Below are 16,219 nucleotides of genomic sequence, written 5' to 3' on the forward strand. Positions count from 1 at the left end.
ACCCCGGCCCCATGAGAGCATCCCCGCATGAGTATTCACATCGCCGCCGAGAAGGGGCAGATCGCACCGCGGGTGCTGTTCCCGGGGGATCCGCTGCGGGCCAAGTGGATCGCGGAGACCTACCTGTCCGACGTGATCTGCTACACCGAGATCCGCAACATGTTCGGGTTCACCGGCACCTACAAGGGTGAGCGCATCTCCGTCCAGGGCTCCGGCATGGGCCAGCCGTCCGCCTCGATCTACGCGCACGAGCTGTTCGAGTCCTACGACGTACAGACCCTGATCCGGGTCGGTACCTGTGGCGCGCTGACCGAGGCGGTCCGGGTCCGGGACGTGATCGTGGCGATGTCCGCGAGCACCGACTCGCAGATGAACCGGCTGCGCTTCCACGGCATCGACTACGCGCCGACCGCGGACTACAAGCTGCTCCGCGCGGCCGTCGACGCGGCCGAAGCGGCCGGGCTGAACGTGCACGTCGGCCAGGTGTTCTCCGGTGACCTGTTCTACAACGACCGCCCGGACCTGGTCTCGCGGACCGCGGAGTACGGCGTCCTCGGGATCGAGATGGAGGCCGCCGCGCTGTACACCCTCGCCGCGAAGTTCGGCCGCCGCGCACTCGGCATCATGACCGTGTCGGACCACCTGATCACGCACGAGGTGACGTCCGCGGAGGAGCGCCAGACGACGTTCTCCGAAATGATCACGATCGCGCTCGACGCCGCGATCGAGGTGCCGGTCTGAACCGCCGGCTCGGCGCGGCCCTCGCCTGCGCCGTGCTCCTCCTCGGTACGGCGGCCTGCTCGGGCAGCAAGTCGCCGTCGTCCTCGGGGAGCCCGAGCACATCCACCAGTGCACCATCAGCGACGACCAGCAACACCACGACCTCAGGACCTGAGGAGACGTTGCCCGACCTCACAGCGGCACAGGTCGTAACTGCGCTCGCCGGCAAGGGCTACAAGTGCGGCACCGACGAGGCGTACCAAACTTGCACCCAGGGCACGACGTCGGTGCAGGTACTGATCGGCACGCAGCCGCGCCCAGCTGTCCTTTCGCTCCAGGCGACCGGAGCAGCGGCAGAGGCGACGTCCGCACTGACCGAGTTCGCACCGCAGGCGCTGGAAGTCGCGCATGTGAACCCACGCGGGAAGATCGTCGACTGGCTCAAGCAGCAGTCGGGCAAGAAGGCCGGCACCACCACGGCCGGCAACTGGACCGTCGAGTACTCCACCGAGTCCGACACCGATCAGCCCGGCGCGATCCTCACGCTGACCGACAAGCTCTGCAAGGTCGACTGCGGAGCGGAGTGACGAGCTACGCCGCGACCAACTTGGGCAGCACCTGCAGGATGCGGTCGGTCAGTAGTGCCGGCGCCTTGTCCGGGTTCGCGGCGTAGCCCACCACGGCCTGTTCGAACAGGCCGTCGACCAGGGCGTACGCGGTTGGCGCGTCCACGGTCGGGATCGTCTCGGTGAGATCGGCGTACCGGGAGAGGATCCGCCAGATCATGTCCTCGAGCAGCTTGTCGATCGCCTCGACGTCCGGGCGCAGCTGCTCCTCGAACATGCTCTGCGCGCGCAGGTCGTACCAGAGCTTGTGCATCGGGGTCTCCTCGACCAGCGTCTGGGTCATCTTGCCCAGGAAGCCGGTCGCGAGGTCCTCCGCGGACGTCGCGGTCTCCACGACCTCGTCGTACCGCCGGGCGCACTTGGTCTTGTAGTAGCGCACGCAGTAGCTGATCAGGTCGATCTTGTCGCGGAAGTAGTAGTGCACGACGCCGTGCGTGAACTCGGAGTTGTTCGCGATCTCGCGCAGGCTGGTGCGGGCGTACCCGAGTTCGCCGAGGGTCTTCAGCGCGGACTCGGCCAGCGCGACCCGGCGGCGCTCGATCTTGTCGATCCCCGAGACGCGGGCAGGTCGCTCCTCAGCGGCGGACACCACAGCACTCACCCACTCTTCTGCTCGACTCGTTGCGTCAGAGTACCCCGCGCCGGGCCAGGCGCGTCCCGGCGCGGGAGATTTTCTTGACAAGTGTCAAACAAAGTCTTGACGAGTGTCAAAAGCGTGGCCAGGCTGTGGTCACCCGTACGAGCAAGGGAGCTTCAGATGGGTTCACTCGATCTCACCGGCCGCAAGGCCCTGGTCACCGGCGGCGCGCAGGGTCTCGGCGAGGGCATGGCGCGCGCCCTCGCGGCGGCCGGCGCGAAAGTCGTGATCAGCGACATCCAGAAGGACCTGGGCGAAGCGGTCGCGGACGCGCTCGACCAGGAGTACGGCGGCGGCAACGGCTTCGTCGCCCACGACATCACCGACGACGGCGACTGGGAGAACGCGGTGGTCGCCGCCAACGACATCCTCGGCGGTCTCGACATCCTGGTGAACAACGCGGGGGTGGAGATCACCAGCCTGCTCACCGAGGTCACCGCGGACCAGATCCGCAAGATGCTCGAGGTGAACGTCCTCGGCACCACGCTCGGCATCAAGTGGGGCCTGCGGACGATGCGGCCCGAGGGTCTGGCCGGTCAGGGCGGCGCGATCATCAACGTCGCGTCGGTCGCGGCCACGATCGCGTTCCCCGGCATCGCGGTGTACTCCGCGACCAAGTCCGCGGTCGACCGGCTCACCCGGGTGGCCGCGATGGAGTCCGGCAAGCTCGGGTACGGCGTCCGCGTCAACTGCATCTACCCCGGCCTGGTCCCGACCGCGATGGGCGCCGGCCTGGCGAACGACGTCGCCCAGCTCGGCCTGTTCGAGTCGCCCGAGGCCGCGGTGGCCGCGGTGATCGGACTGACTCCGTCCGGCCGGCTGGGCGAGGTCTCGGACATGGCCGACGCGGTCGTCTTCCTGGCGTCCAACGAGGCCCGCTTCATCACTGGCATCGGCCTCCCGGTCGACGGCGGAATGGGGATGTGATGGCTACCAAGCCTGTTGTCGTCTATGGAGCTTCCGGCTACACGGGCCGGCTGGTGTGTGAGTACCTCCGCCAGTACCACGTCCCGTTCGTCGCCGCCGGTCGCGACGAGGCCAAGCTGAAGGCCTCGATGGAGGCGCATGTCCCGGGCATCGAGACGGCCGATTACGAGATTGCCACTGTCGACCACGACACGGCGTCGCTGACCGACCTGTTCAAAGGCGCATCTGTCGTCCTGAACACCGTCGGACCGTTCAGCGAGCTCGGTTCGGCCGCGGTAGAAGCCGCACTGGCCGCCGGCGTGCACTACACCGACACGACCGGTGAGCAGGACTGGCTGATGACCTGCGACGAGAAGTACGGTCCGCAGTTCGCCGAGGCCGGTCTGCTGCTGGCGCCCGGGATCGCGCAGATGTACACGACCAGCGAGATCGCTGCGCAGCTGTGTCTCGAGCAGCCGGGGCTGGACACGTTGGACATCGCGGTGTTCTGGGGCGGCAGCCCGACAATCGCCTCCACGCGCACGATCCTGGTGAACGCTGCGACGTCGAAGGCGCACTATCTGGAGAACAACCAGTACACCGAGTTCACCACGCAAGGGCTGGTCCAGCTGGTCGTTCCCGGACAGCACGAGCTGGCCCTGTCGCTGCCCTGGGGTGGCATGTCACACCCTGTGTGGTTCAAGCGCGATCCACGCGTTGCGAACTGCAAAGCGCAGGGCGGTGTCTTCAACGCTGCACTGATGAACGGCGTACCGCAGATCGTTGCCGCGGCGCTGGAGGCGACCAAGGACATGGCGCCCGACGAGCGCAACGAGGCATTGACCGCAACTGCGCGCCAGGTCATGAACGAGATGCCGCCGCGGGAGAACCCGCGCGTCAACAAGACGCTGGACTCTGTCCACGCGTCCGGTCCGCTCGGGCGGGCGCACTGCGTCATCCACGGCAACAGCAACTACCAGCAGACCGGTCTGCTGCAGGCGTACGCGGCGTACTCGTTGCTGCAGACACCTCCGAAGCGGGTCGGGTTCGCGAGTGGCTGCCAGGCGTTCGGTCACCGCGAACTGCTCGGCGTACTGCGGAGCTTCGGGCTGGTGTCGGAGCCACAAATCACGGTGTATCGCTGATGCGACTGGTCGAGTATCTGGACAAGGGGGCGTCGCTGGCGCCGGACGCCCCCTGTCTCACCACGGACGGCGAGACGCTGACGTACGCCGACGTACAGCAGCTCTCGTACCGGGTCGCGGGTGCGCTGGCGGCGACCGGCGTACGGCCCGGCGGGAAGGTCGCGATCCTGTCCGCGAACGACCCGGTGGCGTTCGGTTGCGTGTTCGGGATCAGCCGGGCCGGTGCGGTCTGGTGCCCGATCAACCCGCGCAACGAGGCGGCCGAGAACCGGGAACTGCTCGACCAGTTCGACTGTGAAGTACTCATCTACCAGGCGGCGTTCGCGCCCCTGGTGGACCGCATACGGGACTCACTGCCCAAGGTGCACACCTTCGTTTGCCTGGACAGCGAGCCCTCCCGCTCCGGCCAAGACCCCCACCCCAACGGCCGGAGCACCGTCGGCTGGGACGCGTTCTGCGGGGGCGCGTCCCAGCCGGCACCCGATCTCACCTCCCCCGACGACCTGGCGATGATCGTCGGCACCGGAGGGACGACCGGGCGCCCGAAGGGGGTCATGCTCGGCAACGGCAACCTGGAGGCGATGACCGCGCTCACGTTGATGGGCTACCCGTTCGGTTCACGCCCGGTGTACCTGGCGCTGGCGCCGCTCACACACGCAGCGGGTGTGCTGTGCTTCCCGGTGCTCGCGTCCGGCGGCGAGATCGTGATCATGCGCACTCCCGACGTACACACGTTCCTGGAGCTCATACCGCGACACGGGGTGACGCACACGTTCCTGCCACCCACGCTGATCTACATGGTGCTGGCGGCGCCGGAGCTCGACTCCACCGACCTGTCGTCGTTGCGGTGCTTCTGGTACGGCGCCGCGCCGATGTCGGTGGCCCGGCTCGAAGAGGCGCTGCAGCGGATCGGTCCGGTGATGGCGCAGCTGTTCGGGCAGACCGAGGCGCCGATGATGATCTCGATGTTGCCGCCCGCCGCACACTTCGATGCCGGCGGCAACATCGCCCGGGGACGGCTGTCATCCGCGGGACGGCCGTCCCCCCTCGTCACGGTGGCGATCATGGGCGCGGACGGCACACTGCTGCCGCACGGGGAACGCGGCGAGATCGTGGTCCGCGGATCGCTGGTGATGAAGGGGTACTACCAGAACCCCGAGGCGACCGAAGCGGCTTCGGCGTACGGCTGGCACCACACCGGCGACATCGGCTACCTGGACGACGACAACTACCTGTACATCGTCGACCGGGCCAAGGACATGATCATCACCGGTGGCTTCAACGTGTACTCCACCGAGGTCGAGCAGGCCCTGATGGCGCACGCCGCCGTACAGGACTGTGCCGTGATCGGGCAGCCCGACGAGAAGTGGGGCGAGCGGGTGGTCGCCGTCGTACAGCTCCAGCCGGGGGCGTCGGTGGACGCTGCCGAGCTGATCGCGTTCGCGAAGGCACGCATCGGCAGCGTCAAGGCCCCGAAGGAGGTCCTGGTCTGGCCGGACCTGCCCCGCTCGAAGGTCGGCAAGGTGGTCAAGCCGGACATCAAGGCCCGCCTAGCAGCGATGTGACGTATCCGTCGCACGGACTACTTGCGGGGTCCAGTTCCAAGGTGAGTAAGGTAAGGCTTAGCTAACCCCGCCGCCCTTGGAGTCTGCTATGACCAGAGCACTGCCCGAGCCGACGTACCGGCGTTTCGTCCCCGGTCTCGGCGCCCTCAGCCTCCGGCCGTTCGACCTCGACGCCGACGTGGAGGTCGTGCACAGCTGGGTCACTCAGCCGTACGCGCAGTACTGGGGGCTGCTGCGGGCGTCCGTCGCTGACGTCCGCGCGGAGTACGAGCGGATCGCTTCGACTGCGCACCACCAGACCCTTCTCGGCGAGCACGACGGGCGGGCGGCGTTCCTGGTGGAGCGATACCTGCCGGCGTACGACGCGGTCGGGCAGGTGTACGACGTCGCGCCGGGCGATATCGGGATGCACGTATTGGTCGGGGCGCCGGTGGTGCGCCTCGCCGGGTTCACCGGGGCGGTGCTCGAGACGATCATGGACTGCCTGTTCAGCGATCCGCTGGTGGACCGGGTCGTGGTCGAGCCCGACGTACGGAACACGAAGATCCAGGCGCTGAACGCCCGGATGGGATTCCGCAAGCACAGCATCGTGTCGTTGCCGGACAAGCAGGCGTGGTTGAGTTTCTGTACTCGCGACCAGTACGCCAACGCGTTGCGGACGAACGAGGCGGGCTGATGGATTCGTGGGCTGTGGTCAGTCAGGCGCTGGTACGGAAAGCGCTGGCGGAGTTCACGCACGAGCGGATTCTGCAGCCGGTTGCCGATGGCAATGAGTACGTCGTCGGGTGTTACCGGTTCGCGGCGCGACGTTATCCCTTGAATCATTGGGATATCTCGTCGGTGATGCGTTCCGACGGGTTGCCGGTCGACGCCTTGGAGTTCGTCACCGAGTTCCACGAGCAGCTCGGGATCGGGCGGGAGATGCTGCCTGTGTACCTCGAGGAGATCAGCAGCACGTTGGCGTCGGCGGCGTACAAGTTGTCGAAACCGGATCTGACCGCCGCGGAGCTGGTCGGCGCAGACTTCCAGACCATCGAGGCCGCAATGACGGAGGGGCATCCGTGTTTCGTCGCGAACAACGGGCGGCTCGGGTTCGGGCTGTCGGACTATCTGGCGTACGCGCCGGAGACCGGTGCGGGTGTGCGGTTGACGTGGATCGCTGTCCGTCGGGACCGAGCCACCGTGTCCTGCAGTTCGTCGGTGAATTTCGACGAGTTGATGCGGTTGGAGTTGGGGTCCGGCGTGTTGGAGCGGTTCGCGGCCGTTGCCGATCCGGCGGAGTACGTCTACCTGCCGGTGCATCCGTGGCAGTGGGACAACAAGACCTCCATCACCTTTGCGGCCGACATCGCTTTGGGGCATATCGTCCACCTCGGGTCGACGGAGGACGTCTATCAGCCGCAGCAGTCGATCCGGACGTTCTTCAACCGGTCGGCACCATCACGGTGTTATGTGAAGACCGCGTTGTCGGTGCTGAACATGGGATTCATGCGTGGGTTGTCGCCGTCGTACATGGCGGCGACGCCGGCGATCAACGACTGGGTTCATTCGGTCGTGTCGAACGACCTTGTTTTCAAGCGGTACGGGTTCACCGTACTGCGGGAGATCGCCGCGGTCGGGTACCACAACCGGTACTACGAGAACGCGACGGACCAGACATCGCCGTACCGGAAGATGTTGTCGGCGCTCTGGCGGGAGAGCCCGGTGCCGTCGCTGGAACCGGGCGAGCGGCTCGCGACGATGGCGTCGTTGCTGCACGTCGATCGGCATGGCGCCTCGTTGGCGGCGGCGTTGGTGCGCGCGTCCGGGTTGGCGCCGGCGGACTGGGTGCGTGCGTACGTCGACGCGTACCTGATCCCGTTGCTGCACAGCTTCTACGCGTACGAGCTGGTGTTCATGCCGCACGGCGAGAACCTGATCCTCGTACTGCGCGACGCGATCCCGGTCCGGGTGATCATGAAGGACATCGCGGAGGAGATCGCCGTACTGAGTCCGTCGACCGACCTGCCGCCGGAGGCGGAGCGGGTGCGGGCCGACGTACCGGACGACGAGAAGTTGCTGTCGATCTTCACCGACGTGTTCGACTGCATCTTCCGGTTCCTCGCGCCGCTGCTGGATCGGGAAGGGTTGCTGACGGTCTCCGAGTTCTGGTCGGTCGTCGGGACGGCGGTGCGCGACTACCAGGCGGCGACGCCGGAGCTGGCGGAGGCGTTCGCGAAGTACGACATCTTCGCGCCGTCGTTCGCCCTGTCCTGCCTGAACCGCCTGCAACTCCGCAACAACCAGCAAATGGTCGACCTCACCGACGTCGCCGGCTCCCTCCAGTTCGCCGGCACCCTGGACAACCCACTGGCCCACTGACAACGTGCGCCCGCCAGCGCGTCGAACTGTCCACGGCCGCGACCGCACCCGCGACCCCCGCGACCCCGGCGACCCCGGCGACCCCGGCGACTTTGAGAAGCCACCGATCATTCCAAGACCACCGAAACGGTTGGTGGCTTCTCAAAGATGCCCCGAAGGAGTCCTGATCGGCGCGGCACGCAGAGGCCGGCGGGGTGCGGGGGGCTGTGGACAACTTCCGCGGGGGTACGACGAAATAGGTCACGCTGGGGTGGTGCCGACAGCGGAAGCCACACGTGACGGGCGGCGGTACGAGGTTGTCGACGGCCGCCTCCTCGTCACCGGACCACAACCACCCGCCCACCACGCGGCCTTGATCGCCCTCATGGTGCAGCTGAAACACGCCTGCCCACCGGACCTGCTCGTCGCCGTCGGTTCCCTGGACTTCCGACCCACCGTGAACACGTCGCTGCGCCCGGACCTCCTGGTCTGCCACCGCACCGACGCCCAGCTCCTGACCACCCCACCCGTCCTGGCCGTGGAGGTCCTCTCCCCCGCCACGCGAACCACCGACGTAGTCCTCAAACGCACTCTCTACGAGACCCACCGTGTCCCGTCGTACTGGCTCCTCGACCCCACCGCCCAAGAACTCACCATCCTCGAACTGACCCCGAACGGCTACACCTGCCAAGCCGTAGTCCAATCCGAGGAGTCCTTCCGAACAACCCACCCCTTCCCCATCACCCTCGCCCCCGCAACCCTCACAAAATGACGCGAACCGGGGCATCCCGGGGCAGATTGCGGGGCAGCCCGGGGCAGATCGCCAAAACGGCACCGAACAGCCACCACGTGCGGCCATGCTGGTCCGGTGGCCGAGAAGGAGGCACCATTGTGTCCGTGGAACAACTCGAGTCAGGGGCTTATAGCTTGGCTTACCTCGACACCGCGCCCGAAGACGGTCGGCGGCGCGAGATCATCGATGGTGGGCTGTTCGTGACTCCTGGACCTTCCCGGATTCACCAGCGAGCCGCCGCAGAACTTCACTTCCAACTGAGACTTGCGTCGCCTGGCGGATTGGACATCTTCGAAGCGCCGTTCGATTACCGGCCGACGTCCACGCGTTCGTTGCAGCCTGACGTTCTCGTTTGCGGTCCGGGCGACACCAATCCGCAGCATGCTGAGAGGCCGCTGCTGCTCGCGGTCGAGATCCTCTCCCCGAGTTCGAGGATGATCGATCTGCTGCTGAAGCGGGGAGTCTACGAGCAGGCGGGAGTTCGCTCCTACTGGATCCTGGATCCGGACAAGGAAAGCCTCACCGTGCTCGAACTGGTGGACGGCGCATACGTCGAGCGAGATGTCGTTCACGGCGACAACGCCTTCGACGCGACGTCACCGTTCCCGGTGCGCATCGTGCCGGCCGACCTGTTCCGTCTCCACTAGCCGCCCAGTGCCACGAGCGTCGGTCAGCCGTTCAGGAGGGTGGTGAGGGACTGTTTGTCGGGGAGGTTGTCGGGGCGGATGATGTCGCCGGTGCGGACGTAGTAGAAGGCGGCGGTGATCTGGTTCAGGGGGATGTTCATGAGTTCGGACCAGGCGACTCGGTAGATGGCCAGCTGGAGGGGGTCGGCGGTTTCGCCGCGGGTGGTTTTCCAGTCGATGACGTCGTAGCCGCGGGAGCCGTCGGGGCGGACGGCCTGGTAGACGGCGTCGATCCGGCCGCGGATGACGCGGCCGTCGAGGGCCAGGGCGAACGGGGCCTCGATCTCGTACGGGGTGGTGTCGCCGAACGGGCCGTCGCGGAAGGCGTCCATCAGGTCGGTGAGGTCGGTGTCGTCGACGATGTCCTCGTCCGCGGCGCCGGGGAGGTCGTCGGGGTCGAGGAGTAGTTGCTGGCCGAAGTAGCTCTCCACCCAGGCGTGGAAGCGGGTGCCGAACCGCGCCGCCCGGTTGGGCTTGCGCGGCATCGGACGGGCGAGTTCCGCGGCGAGGCCGTCCGGGTCCTTCGCCAGGCGCATCAGCTGGGTCGCGGATAGGGCGGCCGGAAGCGTTACGTCGTACGCCTTCCGGCTCCGGCTTTCCTTTGCCTCGGACAACAACCGCTCGAGCTCGGAGTCCCACCGGGCGACCGTCGCCTGCTCGTCGAGCAGCAGCGACTCCTCCGCCTCAACCGACGGACCTTCCAAGCGTGCCTGCTCGACCAGCGCGACCGCTTCCAGCCGGCGCTGGAAGGAGTCCCGGTCGTACGGCGTGGGCCACGGCGCCTGGGTCTGCTCCGCGAGCTCGGGGTTCTCGTCGGTGAGCTCGGGCTGCTCCGCCCACGCGATCACCCGTTCCCCCGCGTGCTTCTTCAGGGTCTCGAGGTACGACGACGGACCGCGCGGCCGCTTCTGCGTCGGCCCCCACCAGTGCCCGGTCGCGACCAGCAACTCCTTCGCGCGGGTGAAGGCGACGTACCCCAGCCGCCGTTCCTCCAGCGCGTTCATCTCCTTGCACTCGTCGGCGAACGCCTTCAGCCCGGTATTCGTGAGGTCGTGGATGTCGGGCAGCGTGTCGGCGTCACCGCGCAGCGGCCACGGCAGCACCTTCGCGTTCGTCGTCCACTTGGCCCGCCCGCGGTCCGAGGGAAACACCTTCGACACCAGGGTCGGTACAAACACCACCGGCCATTCGAGGCCCTTCGACCGGTGCGTGGTGAGCAGCTTCACCGAGTCGGCCTCACTCGGTACGGCGAGGTCGAGGCCGGCGGCGTACTCCTCCTCGGCGGCGAGGTACGCGAGCAGACCGTCGAGCGACCCGTCGGACTCGGTCGACACGAAGTTGCCGACGGCATCGAGGAACGCGGCGAGGTGGTCGCGGCGCCCGGCGTCGACGTGGTCCGGTGTCGCGGTCAGCTCGACGTCCAGGCCGATCGTGCTGATCACCCGGCGGACCAGGTCCAGCAGCGGCTCGCCCGCGTGCGCGCGGAGCTCGCGCAACTCGGTCGACAGTTCCTTGAAGCGCACCAGCGCTTCCGGTGCGTACTCCAACGGACCGGGGTCGTCGACAGCCTCGGCGAGCGAGCTGACCTCGGTCGAGTCCATGCCGGCGACGGCAGCGTCCAGCGCGGACACCAGATCGGTCGCCTGATGCGATCCCGCGTCGGCGAGCATCCGGGCACGGTTCGCGAGCAGGGCAAGATCGCGATGACCGATCCGGTACCGCGGACCGGTCAGGATCCGCAGCATCGCCGCGTTCGCGGTCAGGTCGTTGACGGCCTGCAGCGTCGCGACCACGTCGACGACCTCGGGCAGCGCGAGCAGCCCGCCGAGGCCGACCACCTCGACCGGGACCTTGCGCGCGATCAGCGCCTCGTGCACCGCGCTGAGGTCGACGTTCGTGCGCATCAGGATGCCGATGTCCTTCCACCGGCGGTTCCGGGTCCGGTGCGCGGCGACGATCGCGTCGGCGACCCACTCGACCTCCTGCGAGCGCGTCTCGAACAAGCCGACCGTGATCGCGCCCTCCGGCGCATCCGCGGGAGCCTCGAGCGGGATCACCCCGGGATGCTGTTCGTACAGCTCGGCCGCGTGCTGGTTCGCCGCGGCAAGGATCCGGCTGCCGCACCGGCGGTTGACGCTCAGTACGTACCGCTGGGCGGGTGAACCGTCGGCCTGTGGGAAATGCGTCGGGAACTCGTCCAGGTTCGCCACCGAAGCACCGCGCCACCCGTAGATCGCCTGACAAGGATCCCCGACGGCGGTGACCGGATGCCCGCGCCCATCACCCGCGGCGAAGAGTGCGGTGAGCATCCGGCGCTGCGACACCGAGGTGTCCTGGTACTCGTCCAGCAGCACCACCTTGTACCGACCGCGCTCGACCGCGGCCACCTCTGGGCACTCCTCCGCGAGCCGGGCCCCGAGCGCCATCTGGTCGGCGAAGTCGACGACGCCGCGCTCCCCCTTGTACACCTGGTACTCCTCGACGAGCTGCAGGATCTCCCCACGCTTCAAGGCGGTCTCCGCGAGCTTGCGTACCTCGACGGTCTGCTTCCGCGCCGCGGCGACCTCCTGCCGTACGGCGTCGTCGTGGTCGCGGATGTCGTCGGGCCGGAGCAGGTGGTCCGCGAGCTCACCGTCGAGCGCGAGCAGGCTGTTCACGAGCGTCGGTACGTGGTGCGACGCGAACCGGATCGGCCCGGCGGACCGCCGTACCACTCGGCCGGCGAGCTGGAACCGGGTCGCGTCGGCCAGCACGCGTGAATCCGGCTCGAGGCCGAGCCGCAGCCCGTGCTCCGCGATCAGCGTGCCGGCGAAGGCGTGGTACGTCGAGACGACCGGTTCGCCTGGTTCCTCGGGCTCCCAGTTCGGGATGTTGCTGCGCAGGTGCGCGGCGAGGATCGGGTGCTGGTCCTTCGGCAACGTCGATCCGAGGACGCCGGCCTTCGTCAGGTCGTCACGAATCCGTACGTCCAGCTCGTTCGCGGCCTTCTTGGTGAACGTCAGCCCGAGCACTTCCTCCGGCTTGACCTGCCCCGTGCAGATCAGCCACACCACCCGGGCGGCCATCGCGGTCGTCTTCCCCGACCCGGCCCCCGCCACGATCACTCCAGGCGCGAGCGGTGCGGTGATCGCGGCGAGTTGCTGATCGGAGAACGGGATCCCCAGCAGGTCGCAGAGGTCGGCGGTGGTCCGCAGCTCGACAGCCATCAGACGATCTCCCGGCCTTCGGGTTGGATGGGGCAGAGCGCGCGGGCCTCGCAACGGGTGCAGCCATCGTTGCGTTTGGCAACGAAATCCTCGGAGCGGATCAACTGCGCGGCGTCGTCGACGGCCTCGTCGAGCCACGTCCTGCCGTCCTCGTCGGTCTCCAGGGGGCCCTGGTGCTGGACCTTCGGGAAGCCGCCGTTGTCGTCGTGCCGCAGCTGCACCAGTTCGGCACCGCCGGCGACCGCGTCCTCGCCGAGCTTCTTCAGCTGGCGGGAGTTGATCGCGCGCTGGTAGATCGCCAGCTGCACGTGCCGCGCCAGCGCCGGCTTGGTCGGAACGGTCCGCCCGGTCTTCAGGTCGACGACCCGGACCGTACCCTCGGCGTCCTTCTCGATCCGGTCCATCCGCCCCTTCACCCGAACCGCCGGGTGTTCCTCGTCGGGGAGCAGTACGTCGAAGTCGACCTCGGTGCCGACCAGCGTGCGATCCGGCCGCCCCTGGTGCCAGGCGACGAACCGGCGCAGCGCCTGCTCCGCCTCGACCCGCTCCCGGTCCGAGATCCACGCCGACTCGAACTCGAGTTGCGTCCACACCTTGTCGAGCCACCCGTTCAGCTCGTCGACCGACGGCGGCAACGTCCCGGTCGCGACCGCATCGGCCAACGTGTGCAGCACCATGCCGAACCCGATGGCCGACGTGCTCGGCGTCTCGCCACCCGCGCGCCGGGTCAGGAACCACCGCAGCGGACAGTCCACGATCGTCGTCAACGCACTCCCGGACAGCGGCACCGGTTGCGACGGATCCGCGATCGGCCGCACCGACTCGGTCCGTTCCCGTACGCCCCACCACCGCGCCGGATCCGCCGTCGGCACCAGGGCCTCCTCGCGGTCGTCGACCGCCGACGCCAGCTGCGCCAGCCGATCCGCCGCGACCCGCTTCAACGCGGGCGACGACGCCGGATCCGCCAGCACACAGCGCAGATCCGCGACCAGGCCCGGCAGCGACAGCGGCCGCCGCGGCCTTCCCGCCACCAGTTTCAAAGGAATGTCCAGCTCGGCAAGGAATCGGGAAGGCTGATCGCCGTCGGCCTCGGGCGCCTGTACGGCGGTCACGATCAACCGCTCACGTGCCCGGGTGATCGCCACGTAGAACAACCGTCTCTCCTCGGCGAGCAGCGCACCCGCCGACAACGGATCGATCAGCCCGTCGGGACCCAACCGGTCCGGCTCCAGCAGCGACCCGCGTCGCCGCAGGTCCGGCCACTGCCCCTCCTGCACCGAGGCGACCACGACCAGCCGCCACTGCAGGCCCTTCGACCGGTGCGCGGTCATCAGCTGAACGCCGGCCTCGCGGTAGGTCCCGTCGAACCGGTTGTCGCCCGCGATGTCCAGCGACTCCAACTCCGACAGGAACGCCGAAACCCCTTTGAAACCAACCTGTTCCTCGGCCCGCCCGGCGGCGTCGAACAACGCGCACAACGAGTCCAGGTCCCGGTTCGCGGTCCGGGCGGTCTCGCCGCCCGACGCGGCCTGACCGCGCAGCCGCCGCAGCCACGGCGAGTCCGCCCAGAGCGACCACATCACCTCGTCCGGCGCCGCGCCCGCGGTCACGATGTTCCTTGCCTTGAGCAACCGCTCGCCGAGCGCCGCGAACCGCGCCTCGGCCGGCGACGCCTCCTCGTCGAGGAGCAACGGGTTCAGCATCGCCTCCCGCAGCAGCTCGTCCGACGACCGCGGCAACCGCTGGCCACCCGCCGCATCCCTGTCCCGCCGACGCAGTACGCGCGCCAGCCGCCGCAACTGCCCAGCATCCATCGCCCCCAACGGCGACAGCGCCAGCGCCCGTACGACGTCGACGGTAAGCGTCTCCGGATCCGCCACCGCCCGCAGCGCGAGCAGCATCGGCCGGGCCGCAGGCTCACGCGACAGCGGCAACTCGTCACCCGCGACGTCGACCGGGATACCGGCCGCCGCCAGCGCCCGGCGCAACGGCGGAATCGAACGACTGCCGGAGCGGACGAGCACCGCCATCTCGCTCCAGCCGATGCCGTCCTGAACGTGCGCCCGCCGGAGCAGGTCCGCGATGTGCTCGAGCTCGGCCCCGCTGGTCGAGTACAGATTCGCCTCGACCTTTCCCGGGCCGAACACACACGACGACGCGTCCGGGTTGCGGAACCGTTCGAACGTGTCCCGGTCCAGCGAACCCGGTACGCCGAGCCGGTTGACGACGTTCCGCGAGACGCGTTGCAGGGTGGTGCCGAAGCGTCGCGTCATACCCAACGCGATCTGCGCCGCCTCCGCACCGTCGCGGGTGCGGAACTCGTCGGTGAACCGCAGCAGCCCGCGTACGTCCGCGCCGCGGAACGTGTAGATCGACTGATCCGGATCGCCGACCACGACCAGGTCGCGCCCGTCGCCGGCGATCGCCTGCAACAGCTTGGTCTGCCCCGGATCGGTGTCCTGGTACTCGTCCACGAACACGGCCTTGAACTCGGTCCGCAACTTCGCCTGCACCGACGGCTGCTGCGCCAGGATCACCGCGCGATGGATCAGCTCCGAGTAGTCCAGCACCTGCTCCGCGTCGAGAACCTGCAGGTACTCCTCGAAGAAGTCGCCGACCGCGACCCACTCGGCCCGCTCCGCCGACCGCCCGATCTCGGACAGGTCCTCCGGGTCGAGTCCCAACTGCCGAGCCTTGCCGATCACCGCCTGCACTTCGTCGGTGAAACCGCGCGTCTTCAACGCCGGATGCAGGCTGCCCGGCCAGTGCACCGCCCCGACCTCACGGCTGCCCGACAACGCCTCCGTCAACCGCAACGACTGCTCCGGTCCGGAAGGCAGTCGCAGCGGTACGTCGAACGCATCTGCTGGAGTGAACCGGCGCAGCAACGCGTAACAGAACGAGTGGAAGGTCATCGACGGCATCACCCGCGTCGTCCGCCCCAGCCGCCCGGTGATCCGGTCGCGGAGCTCGGTCGCCGCCTTCCGCCCGAAGGTCAGCACGAGCACCTCGTCCGGACTGAGCCCACGGTTGCGGACGCGGTCGACGACGGCTTCCACCAACGTCGTCGTCTTCCCCGTGCCCGGGCCCGCGAGAACGAGGAGCGGCCCGCCGGCGTGATCCACGACGGCTTGCTGATCGGCATCCAGGACAGGCGTTTCCGCCTTGTGCGCCACCTCCCGCACCAACCGGTACCGGGAACCCTGTCTGCCGACCATCGCCCTATCCCAGCAGACCCCACCGACAAAACCTGACGGGCACCCCGCCCGGTCCACAGATCGTCGGAAACCGGACGGTCAGACCCGCGGATCCCATCGCGCCTCGCGGAGGTTGACGCGGCCGTTGGTGATCCGTACACCGTCCGACCGGAGCCGGTGCAGTTGCTCGTCCCCGACCTCGTCGGCCGGTACGCCGGACGCACGGATCACCCGCCACCACGGCACGCTCGCGCCGTACTCGCGCATGATCGCGCCGACCTGCCGCGGTCCGCCCTGGCCGACGTACTCGGCGATGTCGCCGTACGTCGCGACGCTGCCCTCCGGGATCGACTCCACGGCCTGCAGCACCGCCTCGACGTACTCCTCCCGCTCCACGA

The 16,219-nt window shown here is 68.3% G+C and carries 13 protein-coding genes; 9 read left to right on the top strand and 4 right to left on the bottom strand.

The features are described 5' to 3' along the window. Nucleotides 1-27 precede the first annotated feature (27 nt). Together deoD and ACZ5BU_RS01655 are read left to right on the top strand one after the other, a co-directional pair. The gene (deoD, locus tag ACZ5BU_RS01650) at nucleotides 28-741 is read left to right on the top strand and encodes a purine-nucleoside phosphorylase (protein WP_465694712.1); all 714 of its coding nucleotides are present in this window, start codon (nucleotides 28-30) and stop codon (nucleotides 739-741) included. A gap of 161 nt (nucleotides 742-902) precedes the next feature. Further along, a complete protein-coding gene (locus tag ACZ5BU_RS01655; RefSeq protein WP_465694714.1) occupies nucleotides 903-1,307 on the top strand; it encodes a hypothetical protein in 405 nt (134 codons plus the stop codon). A gap of 4 nt (nucleotides 1,308-1,311) precedes the next feature. Here the strand turns inward: ACZ5BU_RS01655 and ACZ5BU_RS01660 are convergent, their stop codons facing one another. Then, complete coding sequence (locus ACZ5BU_RS01660) at nucleotides 1,312-1,947, bottom strand: TetR/AcrR family transcriptional regulator (RefSeq protein WP_465694715.1); 636 nt, start codon at nucleotides 1,945-1,947, stop codon at nucleotides 1,312-1,314. Nucleotides 1,948-2,103: 156 nt separating this feature from the next. On the opposite strand from ACZ5BU_RS01660, the gene ACZ5BU_RS01665 reads away from it, so the two are divergent. The 7 genes from ACZ5BU_RS01665 to ACZ5BU_RS01695 all read left to right on the top strand — a co-directional run bounded on the left by ACZ5BU_RS01665 (nucleotide 2,104) and on the right by ACZ5BU_RS01695 (nucleotide 9,379). Further along, on the top strand, nucleotides 2,104-2,910 hold the full coding sequence (locus tag ACZ5BU_RS01665; RefSeq protein WP_465694716.1) for an SDR family NAD(P)-dependent oxidoreductase: 807 nt from the start codon (nucleotides 2,104-2,106) through the stop codon (nucleotides 2,908-2,910). After that, nucleotides 2,910-4,034, top strand: coding sequence for a DUF5938 domain-containing protein (locus ACZ5BU_RS01670; RefSeq protein WP_465694718.1), 1,125 nt, complete (start codon nucleotides 2,910-2,912; stop codon nucleotides 4,032-4,034). The genes ACZ5BU_RS01665 and ACZ5BU_RS01670 overlap by 1 nt, the downstream gene beginning before the upstream one ends. Next, complete coding sequence (locus ACZ5BU_RS01675; RefSeq protein WP_465694719.1) at nucleotides 4,034-5,599, top strand: acyl-CoA synthetase; 1,566 nt, start codon at nucleotides 4,034-4,036, stop codon at nucleotides 5,597-5,599. The genes ACZ5BU_RS01670 and ACZ5BU_RS01675 overlap by 1 nt, the downstream gene beginning before the upstream one ends. 88 nt (nucleotides 5,600-5,687) lie before the next feature. Beyond that, nucleotides 5,688-6,275, top strand: coding sequence for a GNAT family N-acetyltransferase (locus ACZ5BU_RS01680; protein WP_465694720.1), 588 nt, complete (start codon nucleotides 5,688-5,690; stop codon nucleotides 6,273-6,275). Further along, nucleotides 6,275-7,960 (top strand): IucA/IucC family protein, encoded by a 1,686-nt coding sequence (locus tag ACZ5BU_RS01685; RefSeq protein ID WP_465694722.1) that lies wholly within the window; start codon nucleotides 6,275-6,277, stop codon nucleotides 7,958-7,960. Before ACZ5BU_RS01680 ends, ACZ5BU_RS01685 begins: the two co-directional genes overlap by 1 nt. 253 nt (nucleotides 7,961-8,213) lie before the next feature. After that, nucleotides 8,214-8,711, top strand: coding sequence for a Uma2 family endonuclease (locus ACZ5BU_RS01690; RefSeq protein ID WP_465694723.1), 498 nt, complete (start codon nucleotides 8,214-8,216; stop codon nucleotides 8,709-8,711). A 125-nt stretch (nucleotides 8,712-8,836) separates the two neighbouring features. Further along, nucleotides 8,837-9,379 (top strand): Uma2 family endonuclease, encoded by a 543-nt coding sequence (locus ACZ5BU_RS01695; protein ID WP_465694724.1) that lies wholly within the window; start codon nucleotides 8,837-8,839, stop codon nucleotides 9,377-9,379. A 23-nt stretch (nucleotides 9,380-9,402) separates the two neighbouring features. Here ACZ5BU_RS01695 and ACZ5BU_RS01700 read toward each other — a convergent pair whose 3' ends face one another. The 3 genes from ACZ5BU_RS01700 to ACZ5BU_RS01710 all read right to left on the bottom strand — a co-directional run bounded on the left by ACZ5BU_RS01700 (nucleotide 9,403) and on the right by ACZ5BU_RS01710 (nucleotide 16,217). Next, entirely contained in the window at nucleotides 9,403-12,624 is a 3,222-nt protein-coding gene (locus ACZ5BU_RS01700) for a UvrD-helicase domain-containing protein (RefSeq protein ID WP_465694726.1), read from the bottom strand. Then, the gene (locus tag ACZ5BU_RS01705; RefSeq protein ID WP_465694727.1) at nucleotides 12,624-15,842 is read right to left on the bottom strand and encodes an ATP-dependent helicase; all 3,219 of its coding nucleotides are present in this window, start codon (nucleotides 15,840-15,842) and stop codon (nucleotides 12,624-12,626) included. The genes ACZ5BU_RS01700 and ACZ5BU_RS01705 overlap by 1 nt, the downstream gene beginning before the upstream one ends. 78 nt (nucleotides 15,843-15,920) lie before the next feature. Beyond that, nucleotides 15,921-16,217 carry an MGMT family protein gene (locus ACZ5BU_RS01710; protein ID WP_465694728.1) on the bottom strand — a complete coding sequence of 99 codons (297 nt, stop codon included), beginning with the start codon at nucleotides 16,215-16,217 and terminating at the stop codon, nucleotides 15,921-15,923. Between the last annotated feature and the right edge of the window lie 2 nt (nucleotides 16,218-16,219).

Source organism: Kribbella sp. NPDC031520 (genome assembly GCF_055580825.1).